The organism is Thioalkalivibrio paradoxus ARh 1 (assembly GCF_000227685.2).
Classification (GTDB): Bacteria; Pseudomonadota; Gammaproteobacteria; order Ectothiorhodospirales; family Ectothiorhodospiraceae; genus Thioalkalivibrio; species Thioalkalivibrio paradoxus.
In genome coordinates, this window is record NZ_CP007029.1 from 948,137 (window position 1) to 972,909 (window position 24,773).

A 24,773-nucleotide genomic window follows, 5' to 3' on the forward strand; every position below is an offset into this window, starting at 1 on the left:
TGGCTGCGTCTTGTCAAGACCGCGCGGCGCCCGCCACCGGCAGCGTAGTCGGTGCCCGGTGTTGTCTCTCCTGCTTGGGTCGACACCGCCCATCGGGGCCTGACGCGTGCGTGGCCGCCGCAAGGGAATGAAACCTCGGTCGCAGCGGGGGTTTAACCCCAGTCCATTGCTCAAGAATTCCCCTCTGCAGCTTTGCGGATTACACTGGCGCGATGGATATCCACGACCCTGATCCGATTCGCCGTTTGCGCGCGATCATGGCTCGCCTCCGGGATCCGGAGGGCGGCTGCCCCTGGGATCGTGCACAGACGCCGGAGACGATCGTTCCCTACACCCTCGAAGAAGCGTACGAGCTGGCCGAGGCGATCGCCGGCGGCGAGACCGACCTGATCCGCGCCGAGCTGGGCGACCTGCTGTTCCAGGTGGTGTTCCAGGCCCGCCTCGGGGAAGAGGCCGGAAGCTTCGACCTCGACGACATCGCCTCGGCCATTGCAGACAAGCTGGTTCGGCGGCATCCGCATGTGTTTGGCGACACCGAATTCGCCCACGACGCCGAACGCGAAGCCGCGTGGGAGTCCGCGAAGGCGCACGAGCGCCGGGAACGGGAACGCCACGGCACGCTCGACGACATCCCGCTGGCGATGCCCGCGTTGGCACGCGCGTTGAAACTGCAGCGGCGCGCGGCCCGGGTCGGCTTCGACTGGGACGAGCCCGCCGCCGTCTTGCAGAAAATCCGCGAGGAGATCCGCGAGGTCCAGGTCGAGCAGGGTCGGGGGGCGCAGCCCGAGCGCCTGGCCGACGAGGTCGGCGACGTGTTGTTTGCCGTGGTCAACTGGGCGCGGCACCTGGGGGTAGACCCGGAGACTGCCCTGCGCGGCAGCAACCGGAAGTTCGAGCGCCGGTTCCGCTCGATGGAAACGCTGGCCACGGAACGCGGCCAGCGCTTTGCCTCCTTGAGTTCGGTGCAGCTCGAGGCCCTGTGGTCCGAGATCAAGCGCTCGGAGTCCATCACCCACTGAAGCTGGCGAACCGAAGCCGCTTCCAGCAACCCCGAAGACGCAGCGCAACGACGCAGCGCAAATTGGTGTCCCAAGGAACGTCCATGCCGGATTTCGCGTCTGTGCCCGAGCATTTCATTCCCGCGCGCATCGAGCGGATCGACCAGGTGACTCCGCTGATCAAGGTCTTCCTTCTGCGGACCGACCCGCTACGTTTCCACTCCCGTGCCGGGCAATGGCTGGATCTCGCGATCCCGCAGCAGGGGAGAGAGCCCTGTGTCGGCGGCTACTCGGTCGTGTCCGCGCCAAGTGGCGACGGTCTTCTGCAACTCGCGATCAAATATGCCGATCACCATCCGGCCACCTATCACCTGCACACGCGTGCGCGGCCGGGCGACGAAGTGTTCGTGACGGCGGGGCAAGGGCCGTTCTATTTCGAGCCCGGCATGGGCCGCGAGGTCGTGCTGCTCGGCGCCGGCATCGGGGTCACGCCGCTGGTGAGCATCCTGCGCCTGATTCATGCCGAGGCACCGGAGGTGCGGGCGCATCTGGTCTACAGCGTCGCGTCGCGCCGCGAGGTGTTGTTTCCGGAGGAACTCGCCGAGCTGTCGCACGCGCCGAACATCGACGTGACACTGACCGTGACCCGGGACGCCGAGGACTGGTTGGGGCACACCGGACGCATCAGCCACCGGCTGCTGGAGTCGCTGAACCTGCCCCGGGAGGCGCTCCACTACTACTGCGGCTCGCGCGAGTTCATCGAAGACATGACCGAGTTGCTGCGTGAGTGGGGCATCCCCGAAGCCCAGCTCCACTACGAGAAGTGGTGGTAGCACCGCGCCCGCGAGGATTCCCGGGCGCGGCGCACACGACGAGCGTATCCGTTCAGTCCCGCCCTCTGGGGGAGGGGGGGGCCGCGAGGATTGATGTGAAAGAACGTGGCGCGCGTCCCAGGTAACCCGTAGGGCGGAAAAGCGCAGCGTCATCCGCCACACGGCGTACGCGCCCCGGGCGCCTGCGGCCACCCTGGCGCCGGATGGCGGATGACGGCCTTCGGCCTCTTCCGCCCTACTTCTTTTCCATCACCTCCATCACCGGGGTGGGTGCCGGGCCGGTCAGACGAGGCGCAAGGAGAAGTCGATTGCGCGCAGGTTCTTGGTGAGCCCTCCGACGGAAATGTAGTCGACGCCCGTCGCGGCGATCTCCGGAAGGCTGTCGTCGGTCACGTTTCCGGAGGCCTCGGACACCGCACGCCCGCGGATTCGCCCGACGGCCTCGCGCAGATCCTCCAGCGCGAAATTGTCGAGCATCACCACGTCGGCTCCGGCGTCCAGCGCTTGGTCGACGTCGTCGAGGTTCTCCGTCTCGACCTCGATCCAGCGGCCCTTGCCCAGTGTCCGCGCGCGTTCCACTGCAACCTGGATCGAGCCACAGGCCAGGATGTGGTTCTCCTTGATCAGCACCGCGTCCCAGAGCCCGAGGCGATGGTTGTAGCCACCGCCGCAACGCACGGCGTATTTCTGCGCGGCACGCAGGCCGGGCAGCGTCTTGCGGGTGTCCAGCAGCCGCGAGTGGCCGCCGGCCAGCAAGGCCACCAGGCGGGCGGTTTCGGTCGCGGTTCCGGATAGGGTTTGCAACAGGTTCAACGCGCTGCGTTCGGCGGAAAGGATCGCGCGCACCGGCCCGCTGACCTCGGCCACCACGCCCGGGGCATCGACGCGTTCCCCTTCCGCCACCCGCCACTGAACGCGGACCCCGGGCGCCAGTGCGCGGAAGCAGGCACTGAACCAGGCCTGTCCGCAGACAACCGCGGGTTCGCGCAGGTGCAGCTCGCCCCGTGCCTTCTGCTCGGCCGGAACCAGCGTTGCGGTGAGATCCCCTGAGCCGAGATCCTCACGCAGTGCTGCCTGGACTGCGACATGGATCGTTTCCGGATCCGGGGGCTCGAGAGGTTCGCCGAACGGATCCTTCACTCGGCTGGCGTTGCGCTGCGTGGTCCTGTTCATGGCTGCAGGAGAGGGTCGGCGGCGGGACTGCTTGCCGGGCGGATCGCGCTACGCTCGCGCACCCGTTCCGCCGGCGGGTGCGGCGCAACGTTGCTGCGGTGGCAGCCAACGGTCGAATCGAAAATCCCGTCGATCGGAGTTCGCATGTCCCAGGCCCCTGCCCGTAGTCGAGTGGGTTGAACCCAGTTCCGCCGGCGCCGATGGCCGTCGCTCGCGGACCCTGCATCACGGGGTTCAAGGCTCCCTGTATAGCGGATTCTCCGCGCTCTGAGAAGGTCCGCGGCGGCACTGCGCCGTTGATCGCGCAGAGGCGTGCTCCGGAACCGCGATGGCAAACCGGGCATCCGAGTGCTGACCTACGGCGACCTTGATCGAACCCACGCGCATGCCGGCGGTACGGGGGCGTGAGCCGGTACGTGGCGGTCCACGCGGGTGGGACCCGGTAGACTCGTGTTCTCGAAACTCGACGTGCAGGGGGATGCAGCGATGAACGACGACCACCTGTCCCGCTCCGGCATGCTGAGCCTTGGCATGCTGGCAGCGCTGCTGGCGCTAGCCGTGTTCGTGGCCGCGACCGGTGCGATCTGGCCGGCGTTGCAGGTGTGGCTGGCAGACCTCAGCACGCTGCAATTGGGTATTCTCGCAAGCTTCGTCGCCGGCATGTTCACCGCGGTGGGCGCGATCCCGATCTTCTTCATGCGCCGCCTGTCGCGCGAGGTCGAGGACTCGCTGATGGGGTTCGGGGCCGGGGTGATGCTGGCGGCCACGGCCTTCGAGCTGGTGCTGCCGGCCGCCGGGATCGCGGAATCGGATCTCGGCAGCCCCTGGCTCGCTGCGCTGCTCGTTGGCACTGGCATCGCGCTGGGGGGTGGGTTCCTGCTCGCGCTGCACCGGCTGGTGCCGCACGAGCACTTCGTGACCGGCCCGCAGAGCGGGGCCGACCCGAAAAAGATCCGCCGGGTCTGGCTGTTCGTATTCGCGATTGCGCTGCACAACCTGCCCGAGGGGCTGGCTGTGGGTGTCGGTTTCGGCGGCGACGAACTCAGCGACGGCGTCGCGCTTGCGATCGGGATCGGGCTGCAGAACATCCCCGAAGGGTTGGTGGTTGCGGTCGCGTTGCTCTCGCTCGGCTACAGCCGCTGGACCGCGTTCGGCGTCACGCTGCTTACCGGGCTCGTGCAGCCGGTGGGTGGCCTGATCGGTGCCGGTGCGGTCACGGTGATGGAAATGCTGCTGCCGTGGGGCCTCGCGTTCGCCGCCGGCGCGATGCTGTTCGTGATCAGCCACGAGATCATCCCCGAGTCGCATCGCAAAGGCCACGAGGGCAAGGCCACCTTCGGCGTGCTGCTCGGCTTCATCGTGATGCTGACCATCGACATGGTGCTCGACTAGCAGCCGGTCGGGTTGGCCCAGTGCGGATGGGCCAAAGCATCCCCATAAAAAAATATGATCGGCCGCATCAGAAAAAAATGGGGCACTAGAACCCTCGGTTTTGTGCCCCGGCAGGCGGTGCGCCGGTGTCGAGCAGCGGCAAGGGCTGGCGCCATTCTCCCCCAGTTTTTCCACAGCTTGCCCAGCGCCTTTATACAGCCTAGGCACAATATCTTGTGCCTGGGAATAGTTCGAAACCCGTCCTATAGTAGTTTGCCGTAACCCCCGGTACAGCGTGAGGTCACTTATGCACAGCGAAGCCCCGCCCGTTTCCCCGTCGGTCCCGACCGAAATCCGCCATGCCCCCGACGCCGGGACCCGTGCCGAGCTGCTCGCGACCTCGCCCGGGCAGCATCAGGTCATCCGCCGCAACGGCAAGGTCACCGGCTTCGACGCCGCGAAGATCAGTGTCGCGATCACCAAGGCGTTTCTGGCCGTGGAGGGCGGCGGCGCAGCCGCCAGCCGGCGCATCCACGAGATCGTGCAGGAGCTCACCGGCCAGGTGACCGAGAACCTGTTCCGGCGCGCGGGCAGCGGCGCGATCACCGTGCACATCGAGGACATCCAGGACCAGGTCGAGCTCGTGCTGATGCGCGGTGGCCACCACAAGGTCGCGCGCGCGTACGTGCTGTACCGCGAGAAGCAGGCCGAGAAGCGCGCCGCCGAGGCTGCGAAACAGAAGCCGGCCACAGCCGCCGCGGACGTGCTGCACGTAACCCGTGCCGATGGCACGCGGGCGCCACTCGACGAGGCGCGCATGGCCACGCTGGTCGACGAGGCCTGCCGCGGGCTCGACGAGGTCGACGGCGCGCGCGTGCTGGCCGAGGCCCGGCGCAACCTGTTCGACGGCGTCGCCGAGAAGGACGTCGGCACCGCGCTGGTGATGGCCGCGCGGCCGATGATCGAGCAGGAGCCGAACTACTCGCAGGTAACCGCGCGCCTGCTGATGGACAACCTGCGCCGCGAGGCATTGAGCTTCCTGGCCGGCATGCCGCAGGAGGCGACGCAGGCCGAGATGGCCGGGCGCTACCCCGAGTACTTCCGCGCCTACGTGAAGCGCGCCGCTGAACTCGAACTGCTCGATTCGCAGCTCACCCGCTACGACCTCGACGCACTCGGCAAGGCGCTGAAGCCCGAACGCGACCTGCAGTTCACCTACCTCGGCCTGCAGACGCTGTGCGACCGCTACTTCATCCACTCAGGCGGCACCCGCTTCGAACTGCCGCAGGCGTTCTTCATGCGCGTCGCGATGGGGCTCGCGATCAACGAGATCGACCGCGAAGCGCGCGCGATCGAGTTCTACGAACTGCTGTCGAGCTTCGACTTCATGAGCTCGACGCCGACGCTGTTCAACTCCGGCACCCTGCGCCCGCAGCTCTCGTCCTGCTACCTGACCACCGTGCCCGACGACCTCGACGGCATCTTCGAGGCGATCAAGGACAACGCGCTGCTGTCCAAATTCGCCGGCGGCCTCGGCAACGACTGGACCCGCGTGCGCGGCATGGGCTCGCACATCAAGGGCACCAACGGCAAGAGCCAGGGTGTGGTCCCGTTCCTGAAAGTCGCGAACGACACCGCCGTCGCGGTCAATCAAGGAGGTAAGAGGAAGGGCGCGGTCTGCGCCTACCTCGAGACCTGGCACATCGATGTCGAGGAGTTCATCGAGCTGCGCAAGAACACCGGCGACGACCGGCGGCGCACGCACGACATGAACACCGCGAACTGGATCCCGGACCTGTTCATGCAGCGGGTGGTGGAGGAGGGCGACTGGACGCTGTTCTCACCAAGCGAAACGCCCGACCTGCACGACCTCGTCGGCCCCGCGTTCGCCAAGCGCTACGCCGAATACGAGGAGAAGGCCGCGCGCGGCGAGATCAAGGTCTTCAAGAAGCTCAAGGCCGTCGACCTCTGGCGCAAGATGCTCGCAATGCTGTTCGAGACCGGGCATCCCTGGATGACCTTCAAGGACCCCTGCAACCTGCGCAGCCCGCAGGGGCACGTCGGCGTGGTGCACAGCTCCAACTTGTGCACCGAGATCACCCTGAACACCTCCGACGACGAGATCGCCGTCTGCAACCTCGGCTCGGTGAACCTCGCCGCGCATGTGACCGACGGCGCGCTGGATCTCGCCAAGCTCGAGCGCACCGTGAACACCGCGATGCGCATGCTCGACAACGTGATCGAATACAACTACTACAGCGTGCCCCAGGCGCGGCGCGCGAACCTGCGCCACCGCCCGGTTGGCCTCGGCATCATGGGCTTCCAGGATGCGCTCTATGCGATGCGCCTGCCGTATGCGAGCGAGGACGCGGTGGCCTTCGCCGACACCTCGATGGAGGCGGTTTCCTATTTTTCGATCCAGGCCTCGACGCGGCTCGCCGAGGAACGCGGCCGCTACACCAGCTTCGAGGGCTCGCTCTGGAGCCAGGGTGTGCTGCCGATCGACTCGATCGCGCGGCTGGCCGAGGCGCGCGGTCAGTACCTGCAGCAGGACACCAGCGCCACGCTCGACTGGGATGCACTGCGCGAGCGGGTGCAGACCGTCGGCATGCGCAACTCGAACACCATGGCGATCGCGCCCACCGCGACCATCTCCAACATCTGCGGCGTGTCGCAGAGCATCGAGCCGACCTACCAGAACCTGTTCGTGAAATCGAACCTCTCGGGCGAGTTCACCGTGATCAACCCCTACCTGGTGCGCGACCTGAAAGAGCGCGGCCTGTGGGACGAGGTGATGGTGAACGACCTGAAGTACTACGACGGCTCGGTGCAGCCGCTCGACCGCGTGCCCGAGGACCTGAAAGCGCTGTACGCGACCGCGTTCGAGCTCGACACGCGCTGGCTGGTCGAGGCCGCGTCGCGCAGGCAGAAGTGGATCGACCAGGCGCAGAGCCTGAACCTGTACATGGCCGAGCCGTCGGGCAAGAAGCTCGACAACCTGTACAAGCTCGCCTGGGTGCGCGGCCTGAAGACGACGTACTACCTGCGCTCGATGGGCGCGACCCACGTCGAAAAGAGCACCGTCGCCGACGCCAGCCGCGCGAACAAGCTCAACGCCGTGAACGGCAACGGCAAGGCCAACGGCAGCGCCCAGCCCGCGGAGCCCTCGGCCCCGAAAGCCTGCTCGATCCTCGACCCCGACTGCGAGGCCTGCCAATGACCGACTCGACCGATAGGGCGAACCTCGGCTGATGGCCACCTCCGTCATTGCGAGGGCCTGTCATTGCGAGGCCAAAGGCCGTGGCAATCCAGGCGGTGGTATGGATTGCCGCGCCCCTGCGGGGCTCGCAATGACGGCTCGCCCACCCACGTAGGGCGGAAAAGGCCGAAGGCCGTCATCCGCCGATGGGCGCCCGGGTTGGCCACGACCCCCGGGCTCAAAAAACGCGAAAACGGCGGATGACGCTTCGCTCTTCCGCCCTACGAACGACGAACAAACGATTTTCGGAGGAACCGCCAATGCTCAACTGGGACGACCCCATCGCCGCTGCCGCCACCAACAAGCAGCCCGCCGTGCGCCCCGGCATGGGCCTGCAGGAGAATGACGCGCTGATGCAGACCGCCGGCGCCGCCCCGAGCGTGAACCCGGACCCCGCCGCATTCCACGCCACCGAGGCCCCGGCAACCGCGGACGACCAGGCCCCCGCCGGCAACATCGGCCTCGAAGACCCGGAAATGGGCGCCGAGCGCATCCGCGTCGACGACAAGAAGATCATCAACTGCCGCGCCGACCTGAACCAGCTCGTACCCTTCAAGTACAAGTGGGCCTGGCAGAAATACCTCGACGGCTGCGCGAACCACTGGATGCCGCAGGAAATCAACATGAACGCGGACATCGCGTTGTGGAAGGACCCGAACGGCCTTACCGAGGACGAGCGCCAGATCGTCAAGCGCAACCTCGGCTTCTTCTCCACTGCCGACTCGCTGGTCGCGAACAACCTGGTGCTCGCCGTCTACCGCCACATCACCAACCCCGAGTGCCGCCAGTACCTGCTGCGCCAGGCCTTCGAGGAGGCACTGCACACCCACGCCTACCAGTACTGTGTGGAGAGCCTCGGCCTCGACGAGGGCGAGATCTTCAACATGTACCGCGAAGTGCCGAGCGTCGCGCGCAAGGCCGAGTGGGCACTGCCGTTCACCCGCCACCTCGCCGACCCGCACTTCCACACCGGCACGCCCGAGAACGACCAGAAGCTGCTGCGCGAGCTGATCGCGTTCTACGTGATCTTCGAGGGTATCTTCTTCTACGTCGGCTTCGTGCAGATCCTGTCGATGGGCCGGCGCAACAAGATGACCGGCGTCGCCGAACAGTTCCAGTACATCCTGCGCGACGAGTCGATGCACATGAACTTCGGCATCGACGTGATCAACCAGATCAAGATCGAGAACCCGCAGCTGTGGACGCCCGAGTTCAAGCAGGAAATGGCCGACATGATCCGCGAGGCCGTCGAACTCGAAGCCCAGTACGCCCGCGACACCATGCCGCGCGGCGTCCTCGGCATGAACGCCGGCATGTTCGAGGAATACCTGCACTTCATCGCCAACCGCCGCTGCGCCCAGATCGGCCTGCCCGAACTCTACCCCGGCGCCGACAACCCCTTCCCGTGGATGAGCGAAGTCCTCGACCTGAAGAAGGAGAAGAACTTCTTCGAGACGCGGGTCACCGAGTATCAGACCGGTGGGGCGCTGAGCTGGGATTGAGCCGGAACTGAGCCATGCCGACGGCGCTCAGGGAAGGGCCCTACCGTTTCTACTGGTACAGCCACGAGCCGGGGGAGCCGCCACATGTCTACGTGGACCATGGCGATTACTCGGCCCCGAGTTCTGGTTGCGCCCCGTGGCGCTGGCGCGGAACATAGGCTATTCAGCTCAGGACCTGCGGCGTATCCGCCGGATCGTCGAGGCTCGGCAGCAAGACCTCCTGGAGGCATGGCATGGGTACTTTGGCAGCGAACGCCGATGAGCGTGTCGCCTCGGTGGAATTCACGGAAGACTCTCTGGTCGTCGGCTTGATGGACGGGCGGCGGATCTCCGTTCCACTTGAATGGTACCCGCGCCTGGCGCACGCCACTCCGGACCAACTCGCCGTCTGGGAGATCTGCGGCGGCGGCTATGGGATTCATTGGCCCGAGCTGGATGAAGATCTGAGCACCGAGGGCCTATTGCGCGGGGCGCCGGCACCGGCGGTCGGGGCGTAGTCGGGGGCGGCGTGGCAGGGTTCATTTGCCATGTTTGCAAGACCGGGCAGGCGGCTCCTGGCAACGCTACCGTGACACTCCAGCGCGGTGAGGGGATACCGGGGGCAGACCTTGCGTTGTGTATCCGTTCAGTCCCCCCTCCCAAATCCGAGTGCGAGGGTTAGGAAAGCGCCTGTCATTGTCATTGCGAGCGAAGCGCGGCAATCCAAACGACGCAAAATGAATCACCGCCTTATGGATCGCCACGTCGCTTCGCTCCTCGCGATGACGCATTTTCCTGGGCAGGGGGGCGACGAGGATGCGGACGGGGGCTGAACGCATTCTGCGTTTTGCCTCGAGTCGAACCCTGTTTCTGATCGTGGGGGCGTCGGGCGGCTTGCCGGCCCTCCAGGGTCATCCGCAGGGTGGCCGTGAGCCGCGCGAACCGGATCCGGCGCGCACTTACGGTGATGATTCAGGCACTCGCGGTGGGCCGCCGGGGCGGGTCCCAACACGCGGTTCGGCGTTCGGCATCAGCGCGCAACGAGCGATCTGGTGATTGCGGGAAACGCCTTCAGAAGCTTGGCGTCCGTCGTTACCAGGGTGGCTCCAAGCGCTTGTGCAACTGCCGCGAACTCACAGTCGTATGCTGAGCAATCGCTGGCCCTCACGAGTTCCAGTACCTGCATCGAGTCGACCTCGTGCTCACCCCCATTCAGCAGCTCCTCGGCCTCTCGCTGTATCGCGCATGCCCGGTCGAAGCTCAGGACGCCTCGACGCAGGTACCCGGCCAATATGTTCCGGAACTCACTTCGCCAGAGAATCGGGACGTGCCAGTCCGAATCTGCCTCCAGTAAGCGCTCCGCTTCGTCGGTGAACTCGCCTGGAAGGTGGAGATAGGCCAATACGTCCGAATCCACGACGATCATGGACGACCCTGCCGTTTGAACGCCTCCGTGTCGTGTGCCCGAAACTCGCCAGCCTTCAGTTCCGCCCGGAGCGCGCGTGCTCGGGCAAGCCGCTCGCCCGGTGTCCGCTTGCTGGGCACAAGCATCGCCTCAAGGCACACGATCGCTTCGTTGTTCAGACTGCGCCGGTGTGCTTCAGCGGACGCCTTCAGGCGCCGGTACACGTCGTCGGGAATATTCTTCAGAGTCAGGGACGTGGGCATGATCGGCACCTCCTCGAAACCATTTTGGTGCCGTTACGGTTATCCGTCAATCGCGTCCTCGGCCGACTATGGGCTCAACCGGACCGCGAAGACGTTTTCATGCATTCCGGTTCCGAACTGGCGGTCACGATCCCCTTCAAACGTCCGATCAAACCGATTTACATCACCCAGTTTCTTGCTCTGCTGGATGACATTGGAGCTGAATGATGGCACCGAATTTTGACTATCCCTTCGAACTGCGACCCCTCGAGAAGGAGGATGGCGGAGGCTGGTTAATCGTCTTCCCGGATTTGCCGGGTTGTATGTCGGACGGAGAAACTCCCGAAGAAGCTATTGTCAACGGTCGTGACGCGGTTGCCGCCTGGATGGCGGCCGCCAAGGAAGCGGGCCGAGAGATTCCCCGCCCAGGAGAATTGCCCAGTGGCAAGTTCATTGCCCGCATTCCGCGCAGCTTGCACGCGCGACTGACTGCCCGTGCAAAGCAAGAGGGGGTCAGCATGAACGCTTTGGTCTCTGCCTTCCTCTCTGAGAGTCTCGGCCGAAGGGAAGGCGCGGAGAAAGCCCTTTAACGAGGTGTCTGAGGAGCCCCCCCATGACCCGAATCAATATCGACCAGCTGACCGAGGCGGAACTGATCGACCTGAACCGCAGAGTCGTCGAACGGCTGAAATTCCTGCAGCACATGCGCGCGCACAGCGCGATGATGAGGTTCAGCATCGGGCAACGGGTCGTGTTCGACGCGCCCGGGCAGCCGCAAGTGACGGGCGTGCTCGTCAAGTACAACAAGAAGACGGTCAGCGTGGTGACCGACGAAGGGGTGCAGTGGAACGTGTCGCCCGGTCTGCTCCGCCATGCGGAACCCAAGGACATCACCCCCGGGGCGGGCAACGTGGTGAAGCTCAAGTAAGCACGGGTCAGACCCAGTTGCGAGCAAGCCGACTGATTCGCCTATCCGGCGACGGACGCTTTCATGTTGTAACCTCGTGACGCTATAGTGCTTTTTGTCGCACGATTCGGCTTTTCGGGCAAGAGCGCTACCGAATCCGACAGGGTGTGTACCGAATCCTGTACGAGGTAACCGCCGAGCTTCTGACCGTGACGGTCGTGAAGGTGGGCGACCGAAAAGCTGTTTACAAGACCAGTTGATTTCCGGGGACAGCAGTACCCCCGTTTCTCTACGGGGCCCGCGGGCGGTATCATCTACCGGAATCGCAAGGAGATGAGCGATGGCTGGAATGACTGGATTTCCTTCCGGGGCACCCGCATCATGTGCCGCAGCGCGGCCATCGCCGGCAGTCAGCGGTATCGAGGTACTGTCCCCTGAAACGAGATCGAGGACCAAGAAATGGCACTGCCAGTTTCGATCCAGGATGTCGTGGATGCCATGCAGCTTCCGAACGATGATTGGTGTTCATACCTTAACGTCGACACGGGTGAGATCGTGACCGTGACCGATGAGGATCAACGTCTGATCGAAGGCGATGTCGATCTGGACGACGTGCCAGCCTGGCAGCGCGAAGCGCTGCCCAAGGCTCGCGAGGCCCTGGAGTCGGACCGTTTCCTCCCACTTCCCGGACCGTTCGATATTCACGAATGGTCGATCATGGAAGAATTCGCCGACGGCCTCAGCGATGAGGATTCACGCGCGGAGGTTCTGGACGCATTACGGGGTCGGGGTGCATTTCGCCATTTCCGGTCCACGATCGAGCGTCTGGGGATCGAAAGCGACTGGTACCGATACCGGGACTCGGCGTTCGAGCGGATCGCGAAGGAGTGGCTGGACGCCAACAACGTGCCGTATCGCTAGTGGGTGTGTTCAAACGGCGAGTGGAGTGCGCCGGGTGGCCGGCGCTTGTCGCCCAAGGCGGTGCGTGTAGGCATTGGTCTTCTTTTGGGGAACAGTGCAGCGGTTTCTCGGCGGCCCGCCACGCTGGCATGATCTGACGGACTCACAGAAAGGGTAGAAATATCAGAATGCCTCGTGTGCATTCCGCGGTAGCCAGCTCACGCTCCGGCGCGCGGCAATCGCCGGCAGGCAGCGATACATGGAGGGGCAATGTCCCCGTATACCGCTGACTATACGCCGGAACTGCCACGGCTGCAGAGCGGTGTTCGCCCCCGCACGCCTGAGGTAATCGTCCACCTCCTGGCGAGAAAGCTCGGCCAACCGGCGCACCGAAAGCGATTGAATGAACTGCTCTGCACGGAGTACGTACCAGCGCACGGCAGTGGGTTCAACGCCTTGCTTCAGAAGCAGATTCCGGTAGCGCTCCCAGAAACGACGCTCCGCGTCGCCGCGACTTCCTGTCGCCATGAGCCAACCTCCTGTAAGCCGATGGACGAAGTGCCGCCCAATCCTGCCGCACGGAGCGCGCAAGACGCAAGCGCCGCATCATGCTATACAGAATCTGTCTACCTCCGATATTCCAGTTTCTTCTGATTATACTGTTAGGCAAAGGAGTACGGTAGGGGTGAGCACGCAGGTTACAGTAAAGTGGAGATGGCTAGATTGGGAGCCGGGCTACACATGGTCAAAGGACATCGTCTCCCAGCTCGTCGAGCTGAACCTTAGGGAGGGACAACTCGATCGCTGCGTTTACGTCATTCGAGTAAACGGATTGTTTGCCATTCAGTATCCGCTCGGGATCTCGCCGACTCTATACATTGGAGAGGGCAACTTCAAAAGTAGGATAATCCAGCATAAGAACTGGCTGGGTGAGTTGGCTGATCTCGTTAGAGACTTCTCGTTTCAGGTTGGCATATGCATCCCAAGAGTCAGAAATAACCGTCGTGCATATCAAGATCTAGAGGCCTACCTCCTTCAGGAGTTTAAAGAAATATACGGTTGCGCTCCTTTAAAAAATGTTCAGATGGAGCGTCGTCGGGCTAGCTATGAGTATGTTCCGAAGGATGAGCTTCGGGCAGCGCTGATGATAGGCCGCGGGGTTCGCTACCATTGGGCGGTGGCTCCAATGAAGAGTTCGCCCTACCATGAGAAGTACTGGAAGACCTACGATGAAGAATTGGCATAAGGTCAACATGAACAGTAGCCTAATCGGGTAAGGGCGGGTCTTTAACCCGCCCTCCCCACACCACCCGGCATGCGGGTCCGCACCGGGCGGTTCATGAGAAAGGAGCACACGGGGAGATCAAGCGTAGCCATGGGCCTTCATCCACAGATCGCGGACGCTGATCAGCCCTTGGCGTTGCAGCCACTCATTCGTCATTCCGCTCTGTGTCGCCAGCGTCCGCGACAAGCGCCAATAGCTCTTGCTGCTGAGCGCCGTCAGGATCGCCTGGCGTTTGAACGTCCCCAAGGCGAGCAGGTTGCGGACCTTGGTGCGCACATGGCGCCACTGTTTCCAGTAGCACATGCGCACCCGGCGGCGCAGCCAGTGGTCGAGCTCGGGGATCGGACGGTAGTAGTCCGAGATGCCGAAATAGCCCATCCAACCACGAACGTACTGGGCGAGCTTCATGAACCGGTATTGCATCGAGACGCCCCAAGATCGTCCGGTCAATCGCCGAACGTTGTGCTTGAAGTCCTCGAAGGCGCGGTCAGACCAGCGCAGTTTCGTTCCCCGGAAGGTGAATCCGAGAAACTGACAGTCGTTGGTTTTGACCACCCGGGTCTTTTGCTCGTTGACCAGCAGCGCCAGCTTGCGGGCAAGAAAGCGAGTCACGCTCGCCTTCACCCGGTCCCCGGCGCGGAGCGTCTTGACGAGGATCACGAGATCATCCGCATAGCGGGTGAATCGTTGTCCTCGCCGTTCCAGCTCACGATCGAGATCGTCCAGCAGAATGTTGGCGAGCAATGGGGAGAGTTCTCCGATTCTGGCCAACGTGTACCGGCACTATGCGCTGGATCTCTGGTTCGAGCGGGTGGTGCGGCCGCGTTGTCGCGGCCAGGCGCTACTCATCCGCTATGCGGATGATTACGTCTGCGCGTTCCAGTATCGCGAGGAAGCCGAGGGGTTCTACCGGGTTCTGCCGAAACGGCTGGCGAAGTTCGGCCTGCCCGTGGCACCGGAGAAGACCCGCATCCTGCGCTTCAGCCGATTTCATCCCGGGCTGCCTCGGGGGTTTGCGTTTCTCGGCTTCGAGCTGTATTCGAGTCGGGATCGCCGCGGAGACCTGCGGGTGATGAAGCGCACGGCGCGCAAGCGTCTGCAACGCGCCAAGCAGCGGATCAAGGAGTGGATCAAGGGCCATCGGCACTTGCCGGGGCGCCGGTTCATCCGGGAGTTGAACCGGAGACTGGTGGGGCACTACAACTACTACGGGCTGCGCAGCAACGAACAGGCGCTGCACAGCTTCCACCAATGGGCGATCGGCTGTGCCTTCAAGTGGCTGAATCGTCGCGGTGGCAAGCGGAGCAGCTTCACTTGGGCCCAGTTCAACCGGGCGCTGAAGCGGTTGGGTGTCGCCTTCCCCCGAACCACGGAGAGACAGCGCGCGCATGTGGCCTTTACGTAAGGGAACGTCCGTTGCGAAAGCGAGTACAACCGAGGAACCGGATGCGGGAAAACCGCACGTTCGGGACTGTGCCGGGGGCGCCGGGTAACCGGCGTCCCTACGGCGGATGCAAAACGGAGTTAGCCCTGTGAGCGGTAATGTGGAAAAAAGATGTTTGCTGTGTGAAGAATTAATTTCCGCAGAAACTGACTCGCGTGAACATTTAATACCCAACTCTATCGGAGGGAGAAAAAAAGTCTCAGGATTCCTGTGTGTGCCATGCAATTCAAAATCCGGTGATAGCTGGGATTCTGCGCTTGCGCACCAAATGAACCCGTTGAGTCTGTTTTTCCGGATAAACAGAGAACGTGGTGATGCGCCTTCTCAGAAGTTTAAAACCACCAGTGGTCGTGAGTTGGTTCTCAATGCAGATGGATCAATGGACTTGCCAAAGCCTGTCTTCAAAGAACAGCAGAATGACACACGAGTAGAAATAAAAATTTCTGCTAGAGATATGACTGAGGCAAAAAAGATGCTGAGAGGTGTCGCCCGAAAATACCCGCGACTTAACGTTGATGAATTGCTTGAGGAAACCAAGATGCAATCCACCTATTCTCAAGAACCGATTCATTTCAACTTATCCTTCGGCGGGTTAGATGCGGGTCGCTCATTTGTCAAAACAGCGCTAGCATTGCTCTCTACTATTGGAGTAAGCGCGAGAGACTGTGAGCATGCTATTCAGTTTCTAAAAGAAGAAGAATCTGAGCCATGCTTTGGCTACTACTACGAGAAAGACTTGGTGGGTGGAAGACCCGCCGGAACTCCAGTTCACTGTGTCCATGTCAATGGTGACCCGGATAGCAAACTCATACGTGGGTATGTCGAATACTTCGGCGTAATGCGAGTTGTCATGTGCTTGTCTAGTAACTATTCAGGAAATGCATTCTCGGCAACGTATGCAATTGATCCAACTAAAGGCGAGGAGCTGAACCTATCTGTTGGCCTTGATCTGGATTTGGTGGATATACGGAAAGCATACAACTATGAGAAATGGGATGGTAAAGCCGTTCAGCAGGCCATGGGTGCAGTTATAGGTCCAACACTGGAAAAACAGCATAAAGAAGAAAGAGGCAGGGTCTTAGATGAGGCGGTTCGGTACGCATTCTCAAACTGCGGTTCGAAAGAGGGAGAAGTGATAGCCGAAGAGCAACACAACCGTCTAATGGGGCTTCTAAGGGAAAAGCTAGAGCCATGGGTTTTGAACCAGATCATTAGTATGAGAAAGCATGATTAGGCATAACAATGCATTTCACCGGACAAGCCGGTGAATGCGGCGTTATGTGTAAGGGGAGCATGGATGGGATTTCAAGCTATTCCAATCATCCGAATTTTCGATGAATCAAAAGCCAAGGAGTTCTATCTGGAATTTCTTGGTATGTCGTTGGATTGGGAGCACCGCTTTGAGCCGGGCTTTCCTATCTACATGCAGGTTTCCAAGGGTGGTCTGGTCTTTCACCTCAGTGAGCACTATGGAGATTGTTCTCCCGGTGCTAAAACGTTTGTGAATACTGACGAGTTTGAGGCCCTGTACGGTGAAATTACCTCGCGAGGTTACAGATACTCTCGGCCAGAACTTACGACTGCACCTTGGGGTGATAGGGTATTTGAGGTGATAGATCCGTTTTCAAACAGAATTTTGTTTAATGAATGCATAAACACATAACCAGGTCAAGCACGGGGACAGCTTTTTCGTTGCGGCTTTGCCTCCACTACAAAGCTGCCCGTGTTGGCAGCGTTAGGTGCGCTTGAAACCCGAGGCGTTACAGGTTACACTCAGAGTATGATCCGAAGCTTCAAGCACAAGGGTTTGGCCAGCTTTTTCAGGTCCGATAGCACCGCAGGGTAAGCGTCCGGGGAACCCCGGGTTCTCCGCTTACAGTTCCGGCGCCGGGATTTTCAGATCCTCGGGCGTGAGCCGATGCGGCAGCAGGGCCGCGATGCCGCCCGGGGTGGTCACCGCCGGCAGGGTCTCGAACAGGTAATGCAGGTAGGCGCGCGGCTCCAGGCCGTTGGCCTTCGCCGTCTCCACCAGGGTGTAGAGCATCGCACTGGCCTCGGCACCGCGCGGGCTGCCGCTGAACAGCCACGCCTTGCGCCCCAGGGCGAATGGCCGGATCGCGTTCTCGGCCAGATTGTTGTCGATCTCGAGGTGACCGTCCTGCAGGAACGTGATCAGGATCGGCCACTGCCTGCGGGCATACTGGATCGCCTCGCCCAGCAGGCCCTTGGGCAGCACCTTCTGCGCCTTGTCGTCGAGCCAGGCCTGGATCTCATCCAGGATCGGCTGCGACTGTTCCCGCCGCACCGCGTGGCGGTGTTCCGGGGCCGTGCCGCGGATCCGGCGCTCGACCTCGTAGAGCTTGCCGATCAAGGCCACGAAGGCATGCGCGGCCCCGGTCTTGGTTCGACTGTTGGCCGCCTCGACGGCCTTGCGCCGGACGTGGGCCCAGCACCCCATGTGGCCCCGGATGCCCTCTTTCTCTGCCAGCGCGTGATAGCCCGCATAGCCATCCGTCTGCAGATAGAACCGGAGTTCCGGAGGCCGGCCGTCTCCTTCCGGGAACAGGAAGTCGATCGGCACCTCGCCGCTGCGGCTCGGGGCGTACTGGAACCAGATCACTGGTCTTCCAGACGGCCCACCGCGGTAGACCCACATATAGGACTTGGTGGTGTTGGCCCGGCCCGGTTCATCGAGCACCTGCACCGGGGTCTCGTCGATCTGCAGCACCGGGCCTTGGGTCAGGTGCTGCTTCAAAGCGGCCAGCACCGGGGCGAGCGGGGTGGCCAGTTGTACGATCCAGCCGGACAGGGTCTGGCGGGAGAGCTCGATGCCCTCGCGGGCGAAGACCTTCTCCTGGCGGTACAGCGGCAGGCCATCGACGAACTTGCCCGTAACCACCTCCGCGAGCAGCGAACTGTGCGCGATGGCTTTCGGCAGGATCTGCGCCGGGCGGGGTGCGATCCGCAGCCCCGCCTCGGCGCCGGGTACGTCGGCGTGGATCGGCGCGTACTTGGCGCGCTTGATCTTGATCACGTAGTACTGCTTGGGCAGCACCCCCAGCTGCTCGGACTCGTCGAAGCCGATCCGCACGTGGGTCTCGGCGAGCGCCGCCTGTTCCGCCTCGGACAGGTCCAGGATGCGCTCCACCCGCGGCAGGTGCGCCGGCAGCGGCTTGCGCTTCGGGGTCTGCTTCTTGGGTTCGGTACGTTCCGAGCGTGGCGGCGCCTTGGCTTCGGCGATCTGGGCGTCCAGTTCCTCGATCAGGACGTTCAGCTCGGCTTCGTCAAAGAGCGCGAGCTGCTCCCGCGCGACGCGATCCGCCTTCGGTCCGAAGCGCTGGTGGCGCAGCAGATCCAGGCGCTCCAGGAGGAGCTCGATCTTGCGGTCGAGCTTATCGATGGTCTCGTTCCGCACCCGAAGTTCTGCATCGCGTGCCTGCAACTCGGCCTCGAAGCGCTGTTCCCGCGCGACCTTCTCGGCCGCCATCCGGGCGATGATCGCGTGCAGCTCCGCGGGGTCCTTGGGGAGCTTCTGAGCGGCTTCGGGCATACCCGGAAGTTTACCAAAACCCAGCCAATAACGCTGCAGAATCAGCGACTAAAGCAGAGAAAAAGACGCCTTGAGATGGCCCTGCACGGCGGTCGGATCCAGGCCCTCCAGCAACCACTGCAGTTCGCGCACCGACAGTTCAACCGAACTCTGCTCGGTGCCCGCCGGCCACCAGAAGCGCTGCTTCTCCAGGCGCCGGTACCACAGCCAGAAGCCGTTCCGGTACCACACCAGCACCTTGATCTTGTCCCGCGCCCGGTTGCAGAACACGAACAGGTGCGAGGAAAACGGATCCGCCTGCAGCACGTCCTCGACCCGCGCCGCGAGACCGTCGATCTGGCAGCGCATGTCGGTGTGGCCGCGCGCCAGATACACCTTGGTGTGCGCGTCCAAGGCGATCATGCGCGCTCCCGCAGCACACCCAGCACCCGCTGCAGCGTCTCGGCCGAACACCCCGGCCCGATCTCCAGACGCAGACCACCGGCCAGCACCAGCGTCAGATCGGCAGCCCGCGTCCCGGGCGCGTCATCGACCAGGGTGACCGGCACGAACTCCGGCACCGGGGCCGCCACCGGCGACTCGGTCCGGGGCTCCGGCGCCAGCAGTCGCCGCCAGCGCTGCAGGCTGGCCACCGAAATCCCGCGCCGCTCACAGTACGCCTGCTGCGACAGACCGCTGCGCTCCCAGCCCCGCACCAGCCGCTCCCACTCCTGCCGACTGCGCCGCACGCCCCACATGATCCCGCCCTCCGGTTATCCTGGACTGGCGGCTATCATCCGGAGGCCGCCGGGGCGGCGGAAGAACGTATTTCGCAGGACGCTTACACCGCAGGGATACAGGCTGCTCATGCGAAGAGGCTTCGATTGATTCTCGGCAGGCTAAATGCAGCGTCAGAAATCAAAGACATGGACTTGGCAGGCCTTCGGCTGCACAAGCTCTCTGGGGGTCGCGCCGGGACTTGGTCGGTAACAGTTAGCGGTAACTGGCGAGTGACCTTCCGGTTCGAGGACGGAGACGCCGAGATAGTGAACTATGAAGATTACCACTGAGGTGCCGTCGATGTTGATGCACAATCCCCCCCATCCTGGTGAAGTGTTGCGTGAGCTTTGTCTGGAGCCCATGGGTCTCTCTGTAACGGCCGCTGCAGAAGCGCTGGGAGTAAGTCGAAAAACCCTGAGTTCCGTATTGAACGGTAAGGCCGGCATTAGTCCAGAGATGGCCATTCGACTATCCATTGCGTTTGATACTTCGGCAGAGAGTTGGCTGAACCAGCAGTCCCAGTATGAGCTCTGGCATGCTGAGCAGCACCGTAAAGAGCTCAAGGTTAAAAAGCTTGTCACCGCCTGAAGAAGCACATAACGGATAAGGCTAGATCGTGTGAGCGAAGCGAGCGACGATCTGAGCCGTTTGTTGGACAAGCGTGGTTCAAAGGGAAGTGGCGGGGGTTCTGAAAACAGCTTTTCGGCAGGCGGGTGTCGCTGCCGATGGTCAACGTGTCATGGGCGCGCTCGAGGGTTTGTCGGTCCGTGGTTCCGGCAAGGCGGGCGCCAAGACGGGGGATTTGGGGCGGCGACAGCCGTTTTCCGGGCGCGCACACCCCTCGGCTCGAAGGCACCGAACGCCGAGGGGACCCGTGCTGGCGAAGGCGTTTACATAGCCGCGGCTCCGGCGACGGCATCCTGGATGCGGGTATAGCCCTCGTGCGGGGAGATCTGGGTGCGCAGGATCTTCATGTTCCCGCCGCAGCAGGGACAGGCCAGGGCCGGGCGCGCACGCAGGGGCGCCGGCATCGGTACGGGGCGCAACCTGAGCAGCACCTGCAGCAGGTGGATCAGGCGTTTGCGGTTGGGATGCAGGAAGCCGTAGGTCCGAGCGCGGCGGAAGCCCTTGGGCAGGACATGGCGCAGGAGGTGCCAGATGAAGTCGGCACCGGAGAGCGTACGGGTCCGCGCCTTGCGGGTCTTGCTGTCCTGGTACCGGAAGGTCACCTGGCCGTCATTGCAGGCGAGGATGTCCTTCTCCTGGATCGCGCCGCGATAGAGATAGCGGCCGAGGTAGACGAGCGCTTTTTCGCCGGGCGGTCCAGCGGCGTGGTGGCCCGGGCCGCGGCGCGCAGCCCGCCCTGGCGGCTGGGGAACAGCCACACCGGGTTGCGATGGGTGCGCCAAAAGTCGCGCAGTACGGTGAGCGTGGTGTCGGGCAAGGGCACGAAACGGTCCTTGTTGCCCTTGCTGTCGCGCACATGCACCCGCGCCCGTTCGGCGTCGATGTCGCCGAGCTGGAGACGCAGGCCGTCGCCGAGGCGCAGGCCGAGGCTGTACAGGGTGAAGTAGAACACGCGGTAGCTGAGAATGCGGGTGGTATCGAACAGGCGGGCGGCTTCGGCGACGGTCACGATGTCCGGCAGACGCTGGGACTTGGGTGGCTTGATCAGCCCCACCGCCACCCAGGGCTTGCGCAGCACGTGGGTGTAGAAGAACTTCAGGCCGTAGAGATCGTGCTTCGCGGCACTCCAGGAGTGGCTCTCCAGGAGATCGGTGAAGTACTCGGTGAGCTGGGCCTCGGAGAGATCCTCGATACGGTGGTCGAAGTAGGCGCCGATGCGCCGAACGGCGCGGGCATAGGCCTCGATGGTCTTGGGCTGGAGGGCCTTGAGCTTGAGGTGCTTGAGGTGGGTCTCGTACTGTTGGTTGAAGTCGGGCGGGGTTGCTGGTCTCATGGTCGTGCAGCCTCACGGTTCTTGCTGGAACGGCCCCTCAGCGATGAGGGGGGTGAGGCTGCATTCTAGATTTCACCCGGCGGAGTCGCCCTTCTCCGCGTAGCGGCTTCGTCCAGCAAGTAGTAAGTATCGGGTAATCCGGCGAATGTTGGCGAGAACGCGGGGAACGCGGCATACTTGTATGATTTGAAGTGCGTATCGGGCCCGATGCCCACGGCATCCGATGGAGGAAAATGGAAATGAAAATACGAGTAGTACTAGAGCCAAGCGAAGAAGGCGGATACACGGTCTATGCGCCGAGCCTGCCTGGATGTATCAGTGAAGGGGAGTCAAAAGAAGAAGCCCTGGTCAATATCCGGGAGGCAATCGAACTGTACCTCGAGTCTGTTGAGGACGACACCGGCTACAATCCGAATGCTGAAATTACTCATATCGCGGTATGAGCAAGGTACCGAGCCTCCCGTTCGATAAGGTCATTGGCGCCTTGAGGCGTGATGGATGGGTAGTTGTACGGCAGCGGGGTAGCCATATCCGGTTGCAGAAGCATACCAGGGAAGAGGTATTGAAGATCACCATTCCAGCTCATAGACCCATCAAGAGATCGACTCTTTCACATATTCTGAAACAGGCGCGTTTGGATGTTGCTGAGTTCATCAAGTTACTGTGAAACGGAATGGAACAAGGCAGGTTAAGCGTAGGCATAGAATCCTGTAGGCCGCAGGGGTGATCGCGCACCCTCAAGTGCTGGTACAGCTTCGACAAGCTCAGTTCCGGCCGCTGAGGGTTTAAACTGCACCGAAGGCAACACAGAAGCACCCGTCAAGGCGAGGGTGTGGAGGTCCGGCGGAGTCCATAGGCCGTGGCTGCGAGGCAAGAGATACGTCGGAGAACTCGGGAAGCCCCGATGGGCTCCTGGACGGACTTGCCACCGACAGGGCATGCGGTTATTGAGGCCCGCAAGGGGAAACCCGAGATGCGGACTCAATGATCGCTCAGAGATGCGGGATGAACTCGACGGGGGTCCCCAAGGCTGGCGGGCGAGCCAGGCGGCTACGGTTCGGTGTTGCTACACGTTTGGCCGCGCCGCTGACTGGATCGAGCGCGCGACCGAAGTCCCGGCGATGATGGCCACCGCGGCCAGCGGGATCAGTGCCCCGGTTGCGTCGATCGCGATCAGGGTCAGCGAGCCGATCAGGCACCACAGGATCGGAATGAGCGAGGCGAGCCAGAAGCTGGGGCCGCGCAGGATGAGCAGCAGCACGCCGAGCGTGGCGATGGCCGTGGGGTCGGGGTGCAGGCCGTAGGTCTCGGCCTGGCTCAGGCCGGGGCCGATGGTTGCGGCGATCAGCGGATAGCCAGGCAGGGAAACCAGCGCAACGGTCGCACCGATCCCGGTCGAAAGCGCTTTGGAAGGCCCTTGCGTCGGGCCGGATCCGGCGAACAAGGCGAGGGCGAGCAACATGGCAGCCTGGGCGATGAAGCCCCAGCCGAACCACGGGGCGGCCCAGTTCAGTTCGGCGTAATAGGTGAAGTGGAAGATGATCCCGCTGGTCAGCCAGGCGGGGGCGAGCAGGGCCAGGACGATGCGTTGGTTGCCGCGAAGGGCGAGCAACAGCGCAGCCAGGCCGATGGCGACGGCCAGAACGTGCAGTGGCCAGAAGGCTTCGTTGATGCGTTCCAGCAGCCGCCAGTAGATATCCGGGGTGAACGGGATGAAGTCTTCGAGGCGGTAGGTCTGCCAGCCGTTCATGGCGCGATTACAGCGACGCGATGTGGCGGATCATGCGTTCGCGCGTGGCTGGCGTCGGCATCGGTTCGTGGCCGGCGCGCATGTTCTCGATCACGTGCTCGACGCGGGTCGTTGCCGGAATCGCGCAGGTCAGCGCCGGATGGCTGACGACGAACTTGAGCAGGAAGTCGGCCCAGTTGCGGCAATCGAATTCGTCAGCGGCCCATGCAGGGACTTCATGCCGGCGCTTGAGGTTCTGGATCAGGCGCCCACCGTCGTACGTGCGATTGGCGATCACGGCAATACCTTTTTCCTGCGCCAGCGGCAGCAGCCGATCTTCGACCCGGCGGTGGGTGATGCTGTAGGTCAGTTGCACGAAATCGATGTCGCGTTCCCGCATGATGCGCTCGACCTCGTCGTGCCGGCGACCGTGCGAGGTGGTGATGCCGACGTGAGCGATCTCGCCGTCGGCCTTCATCTGCTGCAGAACGTCCAGGTGTTCGCGCCAGTCGGTGAGGTTGTGGACCTGGACCAGGTCGAAGCGGTCGACGCCCCAGCGCTGTGACAGATCGGCAATCTGCTCGCGCGTACTGCCGCCGGCCGGGCTCCAGACCTTCTCGGCCGTGTAAAGCGAGTCCGGCTTGCCCAGCTTGTCGAGTGCGTAGCCCATCACGTCGGGTGCGGAGCCGTACATCGGCGAAGAATCGACCAGGCCGCCGCCGTGTTCGAAGAAAGCCCGCACCACCTCGGTCCGGGCGTCGAGCAGTTGCGGATCGCGGCCGACATTGAACGTCCGCCAGGTACCCAGACCGATCACCGGCAACTGCCCGCCACCGGGGATGGGTTTGCGGAGCAGCGCGCCGGAGTGGGCAAGGGACAGATGCGGCATCCACCAGGCGGCGATGCCGGCAGCAAGGAGTTTCAGGGCGGTTCGGCGCGAGTGGCGATGACCCATCAAGACGACCTCGTTCGAAAAAGCTCAGGTCTTACGACCACCGTAGCCAGAATCAGTGCGAAGGCGGAGAGCACAAAGACCTTGTTGACGAACCAGTTGCTCCTCCAGATGGACCATTCCGGCTCCGCCAGAAAGAGGGTGAACAGGGTCAGGATGATGACGATCTCGATGGCCGACATGCCCACAGCCAGCCAGCGCGTGTACCAGGGCTGGGTCAACAGCGCCCAGCCCAGCCAGACGTGCGCAACCGGCCACAGGTCCCAGAAGATGTTCGCGTGCCAGTCCTCGTCCGTGAACAGAGCGAACGTGATCGGAAAGACGTACTTGATGAACACCGACCACGCCGCCAGCACGAAAAGCAGGTGGGCGAGGAAGGTGATCCAGCCGGAATCGGGACCTTGTAGTCGGGATCGAGTCATGTCGCGCATTATGGCGCACCCACCTTGTTGACGCGGCAGGACGGCGCGGGTTCCGCGTGGTCCTCGCATCATGTCGCGCAGCGCGGCAATCGCTACAGGCAGT

General features: G+C 62.9%; 30 protein-coding genes and 2 pseudogenes. 18 read left to right on the plus strand and 14 right to left on the minus strand.

The features are described 5' to 3' along the window. The first annotated feature begins 212 nt into the window (after nt 1-212). Both mazG and THITH_RS04375 read left to right on the plus strand, forming a co-directional pair. A complete protein-coding gene (gene mazG / locus THITH_RS04370) occupies nt 213-1,019 on the plus strand; it encodes a nucleoside triphosphate pyrophosphohydrolase (protein WP_006749066.1) in 807 nt (268 codons plus the stop codon). Between the two features lie 83 nt (nt 1,020-1,102). After that, the gene (locus THITH_RS04375; protein ID WP_006749065.1) at nt 1,103-1,831 is read left to right on the plus strand and encodes a ferredoxin--NADP reductase; all 729 of its coding nucleotides are present in this window, start codon (nt 1,103-1,105) and stop codon (nt 1,829-1,831) included. A gap of 282 nt (nt 1,832-2,113) precedes the next feature. Here the strand turns inward: THITH_RS04375 and nadC are convergent, their stop codons facing one another. Then, nucleotides 2,114-3,004 (minus strand): carboxylating nicotinate-nucleotide diphosphorylase, encoded by an 891-nt coding sequence (gene nadC / locus THITH_RS04380; protein WP_006749064.1) that lies wholly within the window; start codon nt 3,002-3,004, stop codon nt 2,114-2,116. A 486-nt stretch (nt 3,005-3,490) separates the two neighbouring features. Here nadC and THITH_RS04385 point away from each other — a divergent pair, with 486 nt between their 5' ends. After that, complete coding sequence (locus tag THITH_RS04385) at nt 3,491-4,396, plus strand: ZIP family metal transporter (protein WP_006749063.1); 906 nt, start codon at nt 3,491-3,493, stop codon at nt 4,394-4,396. A gap of 286 nt (nt 4,397-4,682) precedes the next feature. Further along, a complete protein-coding gene (locus tag THITH_RS04390) occupies nt 4,683-7,595 on the plus strand; it encodes a ribonucleoside-diphosphate reductase subunit alpha (RefSeq protein ID WP_006749062.1) in 2,913 nt (970 codons plus the stop codon). Nucleotides 7,596-7,655: 60 nt separating this feature from the next. Here the strand turns inward: THITH_RS04390 and THITH_RS19040 are convergent. After that, nucleotides 7,656-7,917 (minus strand): annotated as a pseudogene (locus THITH_RS19040) (hypothetical protein). Here THITH_RS19040 and THITH_RS04395 point away from each other — a divergent pair. The 3 genes from THITH_RS04395 (at nt 7,895) to THITH_RS04400 (ending at nt 9,633) form a co-directional block, all read left to right on the plus strand. Next, nucleotides 7,895-9,136, plus strand: a complete 1,242-nt coding sequence (locus THITH_RS04395) for a ribonucleotide-diphosphate reductase subunit beta (protein WP_006749061.1) — start codon at nt 7,895-7,897, stop codon at nt 9,134-9,136. The pseudogene THITH_RS19040 and the gene THITH_RS04395 overlap by 23 nt on opposite strands. A 136-nt stretch (nt 9,137-9,272) precedes the next feature. Beyond that, the gene (locus THITH_RS19045; protein WP_232222242.1) at nt 9,273-9,398 is read left to right on the plus strand and encodes a DUF4160 domain-containing protein; all 126 of its coding nucleotides are present in this window, start codon (nt 9,273-9,275) and stop codon (nt 9,396-9,398) included. Continuing rightward, complete coding sequence (locus tag THITH_RS04400) at nt 9,370-9,633, plus strand: DUF2442 domain-containing protein (RefSeq protein ID WP_006749060.1); 264 nt, start codon at nt 9,370-9,372, stop codon at nt 9,631-9,633. Before THITH_RS19045 ends, THITH_RS04400 begins: the two co-directional genes overlap by 29 nt. Before the next feature lie 512 nt (nt 9,634-10,145). On the opposite strand, the gene THITH_RS04405 is transcribed toward THITH_RS04400, so the two are convergent. Together THITH_RS04405 and THITH_RS04410 are read right to left on the minus strand one after the other, a co-directional pair. Next, a complete protein-coding gene (locus THITH_RS04405) occupies nt 10,146-10,541 on the minus strand; it encodes a type II toxin-antitoxin system VapC family toxin (protein WP_006749059.1) in 396 nt (131 codons plus the stop codon). Then, complete coding sequence (locus THITH_RS04410) at nt 10,538-10,783, minus strand: FitA-like ribbon-helix-helix domain-containing protein (protein WP_006749058.1); 246 nt, start codon at nt 10,781-10,783, stop codon at nt 10,538-10,540. Before THITH_RS04410 ends, THITH_RS04405 begins: the two co-directional genes overlap by 4 nt. Before the next feature lie 206 nt (nt 10,784-10,989). On the opposite strand from THITH_RS04410, the gene THITH_RS04420 reads away from it, so the two are divergent. The 3 genes from THITH_RS04420 to THITH_RS04435 all read left to right on the plus strand — a co-directional run bounded on the left by THITH_RS04420 (nt 10,990) and on the right by THITH_RS04435 (nt 12,590). Next, nucleotides 10,990-11,352: a type II toxin-antitoxin system HicB family antitoxin gene (locus tag THITH_RS04420; protein ID WP_006749057.1), complete on the plus strand. Its 363-nt coding sequence runs from the start codon at nt 10,990-10,992 to the stop codon at nt 11,350-11,352. Nucleotides 11,353-11,375: 23 nt separating this feature from the next. Further along, entirely contained in the window at nt 11,376-11,690 is a 315-nt protein-coding gene (locus tag THITH_RS04425; protein ID WP_006749056.1) for a hypothetical protein, read from the plus strand. Between the two features lie 438 nt (nt 11,691-12,128). Next, the gene (locus THITH_RS04435; protein WP_006749055.1) at nt 12,129-12,590 is read left to right on the plus strand and encodes a UPF0158 family protein; all 462 of its coding nucleotides are present in this window, start codon (nt 12,129-12,131) and stop codon (nt 12,588-12,590) included. Between the two features lie 162 nt (nt 12,591-12,752). Here THITH_RS04435 and THITH_RS17565 read toward each other — a convergent pair whose 3' ends face one another. Next, on the minus strand, nt 12,753-13,097 hold the full coding sequence (locus THITH_RS17565) for a hypothetical protein (protein WP_006749054.1): 345 nt from the start codon (nt 13,095-13,097) through the stop codon (nt 12,753-12,755). A gap of 157 nt (nt 13,098-13,254) precedes the next feature. On the opposite strand from THITH_RS17565, the gene THITH_RS04440 reads away from it, so the two are divergent. Continuing rightward, nucleotides 13,255-13,815 carry a hypothetical protein gene (locus THITH_RS04440; protein ID WP_006749053.1) on the plus strand — a complete coding sequence of 187 codons (561 nt, stop codon included), beginning with the start codon at nt 13,255-13,257 and terminating at the stop codon, nt 13,813-13,815. Nucleotides 13,816-13,932: 117 nt separating this feature from the next. Here the strand turns inward: THITH_RS04440 and THITH_RS04445 are convergent, their stop codons facing one another. Next, nucleotides 13,933-14,598: a group II intron maturase-specific domain-containing protein gene (locus THITH_RS04445; RefSeq protein WP_232222243.1), complete on the minus strand. Its 666-nt coding sequence runs from the start codon at nt 14,596-14,598 to the stop codon at nt 13,933-13,935. Between THITH_RS04445 and THITH_RS04450 the strand changes: the two genes are divergently transcribed. The 3 genes from THITH_RS04450 (at nt 14,585) to THITH_RS17575 (ending at nt 16,961) form a co-directional block, all read left to right on the plus strand. Then, nucleotides 14,585-15,259, plus strand: coding sequence for a reverse transcriptase domain-containing protein (locus tag THITH_RS04450; RefSeq protein ID WP_006749051.1), 675 nt, complete (start codon nt 14,585-14,587; stop codon nt 15,257-15,259). The genes THITH_RS04445 and THITH_RS04450 overlap by 14 nt on opposite strands. Before the next feature lie 127 nt (nt 15,260-15,386). After that, nucleotides 15,387-16,532 (plus strand): HNH endonuclease, encoded by a 1,146-nt coding sequence (locus THITH_RS17570; RefSeq protein ID WP_006749050.1) that lies wholly within the window; start codon nt 15,387-15,389, stop codon nt 16,530-16,532. A 30-nt stretch (nt 16,533-16,562) separates the two neighbouring features. Then, nucleotides 16,563-16,961, plus strand: coding sequence for a glyoxalase superfamily protein (locus tag THITH_RS17575; RefSeq protein WP_232222244.1), 399 nt, complete (start codon nt 16,563-16,565; stop codon nt 16,959-16,961). A 210-nt stretch (nt 16,962-17,171) separates the two neighbouring features. Here THITH_RS17575 and tnpC read toward each other — a convergent pair whose 3' ends face one another. The 3 genes from tnpC to tnpA are packed head-to-tail and all read right to left on the minus strand — an operon-like array spanning nt 17,172 to nt 19,585. Beyond that, nucleotides 17,172-18,848, minus strand: coding sequence for an IS66 family transposase (gene tnpC, locus THITH_RS04455; protein WP_006746001.1), 1,677 nt, complete (start codon nt 18,846-18,848; stop codon nt 17,172-17,174). A gap of 48 nt (nt 18,849-18,896) precedes the next feature. Then, a complete protein-coding gene (tnpB, locus tag THITH_RS04460) occupies nt 18,897-19,250 on the minus strand; it encodes an IS66 family insertion sequence element accessory protein TnpB (protein WP_006746000.1) in 354 nt (117 codons plus the stop codon). Next, entirely contained in the window at nt 19,247-19,585 is a 339-nt protein-coding gene (gene tnpA, locus THITH_RS04465; RefSeq protein WP_006745999.1) for an IS66 family insertion sequence element accessory protein TnpA, read from the minus strand. Before tnpA ends, tnpB begins: the two co-directional genes overlap by 4 nt. Nucleotides 19,586-19,654: 69 nt before the next feature. Here tnpA and THITH_RS17580 point away from each other — a divergent pair, with 69 nt between their 5' ends. Both THITH_RS17580 and THITH_RS17585 read left to right on the plus strand, forming a co-directional pair. Then, nucleotides 19,655-19,897 (plus strand): type II toxin-antitoxin system RelE/ParE family toxin, encoded by a 243-nt coding sequence (locus THITH_RS17580; RefSeq protein ID WP_084222616.1) that lies wholly within the window; start codon nt 19,655-19,657, stop codon nt 19,895-19,897. A gap of 10 nt (nt 19,898-19,907) precedes the next feature. Next, nucleotides 19,908-20,195: a HigA family addiction module antitoxin gene (locus THITH_RS17585; RefSeq protein WP_006749049.1), complete on the plus strand. Its 288-nt coding sequence runs from the start codon at nt 19,908-19,910 to the stop codon at nt 20,193-20,195. A 302-nt stretch (nt 20,196-20,497) separates the two neighbouring features. On the opposite strand, the pseudogene THITH_RS04470 reads toward THITH_RS17585, so the two are convergent. Beyond that, nucleotides 20,498-20,923 (minus strand): annotated as a pseudogene (locus THITH_RS04470) (transposase); the annotation flags it as partial. Next, complete coding sequence (locus THITH_RS19050) at nt 20,833-21,567, minus strand: tyrosine-type recombinase/integrase (RefSeq protein ID WP_006749047.1); 735 nt, start codon at nt 21,565-21,567, stop codon at nt 20,833-20,835. The gene THITH_RS19050 and the pseudogene THITH_RS04470, both read right to left, overlap by 91 nt. 239 nt (nt 21,568-21,806) lie before the next feature. Between THITH_RS19050 and THITH_RS17590 the strand changes: the two genes are divergently transcribed. Together THITH_RS17590 and THITH_RS19670 are read left to right on the plus strand one after the other, a co-directional pair. Continuing rightward, complete coding sequence (locus THITH_RS17590) at nt 21,807-22,010, plus strand: type II toxin-antitoxin system HicB family antitoxin (protein ID WP_006749046.1); 204 nt, start codon at nt 21,807-21,809, stop codon at nt 22,008-22,010. Then, nucleotides 22,007-22,234, plus strand: a complete 228-nt coding sequence (locus THITH_RS19670) for a type II toxin-antitoxin system HicA family toxin (protein WP_083499445.1) — start codon at nt 22,007-22,009, stop codon at nt 22,232-22,234. Before THITH_RS17590 ends, THITH_RS19670 begins: the two co-directional genes overlap by 4 nt. A gap of 399 nt (nt 22,235-22,633) precedes the next feature. Here THITH_RS19670 and THITH_RS04480 read toward each other — a convergent pair whose 3' ends face one another. From THITH_RS04480 to THITH_RS04490, 3 genes are read right to left on the minus strand one after another with little or no spacing between them, the layout of a single operon-like run. Beyond that, a complete protein-coding gene (locus THITH_RS04480) occupies nt 22,634-23,317 on the minus strand; it encodes a DUF6064 family protein (RefSeq protein ID WP_006749045.1) in 684 nt (227 codons plus the stop codon). A 7-nt stretch (nt 23,318-23,324) separates the two neighbouring features. Then, a complete protein-coding gene (locus tag THITH_RS04485) occupies nt 23,325-24,251 on the minus strand; it encodes an aldo/keto reductase (protein ID WP_006749044.1) in 927 nt (308 codons plus the stop codon). Next, a complete protein-coding gene (locus tag THITH_RS04490; protein ID WP_232222245.1) occupies nt 24,251-24,670 on the minus strand; it encodes a hypothetical protein in 420 nt (139 codons plus the stop codon). The genes THITH_RS04485 and THITH_RS04490 overlap by 1 nt, the downstream gene beginning before the upstream one ends. Nucleotides 24,671-24,773 lie beyond the last annotated feature (103 nt).

Coding starts and splice junctions, on each gene's coding strand:
- mazG (WP_006749066.1), top strand. CDS start 213: ATGGATATCCACGACCCTGATCCGATTCGCCGTTTGCGCGCGATCATG.
- THITH_RS04375 (WP_006749065.1), top strand. CDS start 1,103: ATGCCGGATTTCGCGTCTGTGCCCGAGCATTTCATTCCCGCGCGCATC.
- nadC (WP_006749064.1), bottom strand. CDS start 3,004: ATGAACAGGACCACGCAGCGCAACGCCAGCCGAGTGAAGGATCCGTTC.
- THITH_RS04385 (WP_006749063.1), top strand. CDS start 3,491: ATGAACGACGACCACCTGTCCCGCTCCGGCATGCTGAGCCTTGGCATG.
- THITH_RS04390 (WP_006749062.1), top strand. CDS start 4,683: ATGCACAGCGAAGCCCCGCCCGTTTCCCCGTCGGTCCCGACCGAAATC.
- THITH_RS04395 (WP_006749061.1), top strand. CDS start 7,895: ATGCTCAACTGGGACGACCCCATCGCCGCTGCCGCCACCAACAAGCAG.
- THITH_RS04400 (WP_006749060.1), top strand. CDS start 9,370: ATGGGTACTTTGGCAGCGAACGCCGATGAGCGTGTCGCCTCGGTGGAA.
- THITH_RS04405 (WP_006749059.1), bottom strand. CDS start 10,541: ATGATCGTCGTGGATTCGGACGTATTGGCCTATCTCCACCTTCCAGGC.
- THITH_RS04410 (WP_006749058.1), bottom strand. CDS start 10,783: ATGCCCACGTCCCTGACTCTGAAGAATATTCCCGACGACGTGTACCGG.
- THITH_RS04420 (WP_006749057.1), top strand. CDS start 10,990: ATGGCACCGAATTTTGACTATCCCTTCGAACTGCGACCCCTCGAGAAG.
- THITH_RS04425 (WP_006749056.1), top strand. CDS start 11,376: ATGACCCGAATCAATATCGACCAGCTGACCGAGGCGGAACTGATCGAC.
- THITH_RS04435 (WP_006749055.1), top strand. CDS start 12,129: ATGGCACTGCCAGTTTCGATCCAGGATGTCGTGGATGCCATGCAGCTT.
- THITH_RS17565 (WP_006749054.1), bottom strand. CDS start 13,097: ATGGCGACAGGAAGTCGCGGCGACGCGGAGCGTCGTTTCTGGGAGCGC.
- THITH_RS04450 (WP_006749051.1), top strand. CDS start 14,585: ATGTTGGCGAGCAATGGGGAGAGTTCTCCGATTCTGGCCAACGTGTAC.
- tnpC (WP_006746001.1), bottom strand. CDS start 18,848: ATGCCCGAAGCCGCTCAGAAGCTCCCCAAGGACCCCGCGGAGCTGCAC.
- tnpB (WP_006746000.1), bottom strand. CDS start 19,250: ATGATCGCCTTGGACGCGCACACCAAGGTGTATCTGGCGCGCGGCCAC.
- tnpA (WP_006745999.1), bottom strand. CDS start 19,585: ATGTGGGGCGTGCGGCGCAGTCGGCAGGAGTGGGAGCGGCTGGTGCGG.
- THITH_RS17585 (WP_006749049.1), top strand. CDS start 19,908: ATGTTGATGCACAATCCCCCCCATCCTGGTGAAGTGTTGCGTGAGCTT.
- THITH_RS19050 (WP_006749047.1), bottom strand. CDS start 21,567: ATGAGACCAGCAACCCCGCCCGACTTCAACCAACAGTACGAGACCCAC.
- THITH_RS17590 (WP_006749046.1), top strand. CDS start 21,807: ATGAAAATACGAGTAGTACTAGAGCCAAGCGAAGAAGGCGGATACACG.
- THITH_RS19670 (WP_083499445.1), top strand. CDS start 22,007: ATGAGCAAGGTACCGAGCCTCCCGTTCGATAAGGTCATTGGCGCCTTG.
- THITH_RS04480 (WP_006749045.1), bottom strand. CDS start 23,317: ATGAACGGCTGGCAGACCTACCGCCTCGAAGACTTCATCCCGTTCACC.
- THITH_RS04485 (WP_006749044.1), bottom strand. CDS start 24,251: ATGGGTCATCGCCACTCGCGCCGAACCGCCCTGAAACTCCTTGCTGCC.
- THITH_RS04490 (WP_232222245.1), bottom strand. CDS start 24,670: ATGACTCGATCCCGACTACAAGGTCCCGATTCCGGCTGGATCACCTTC.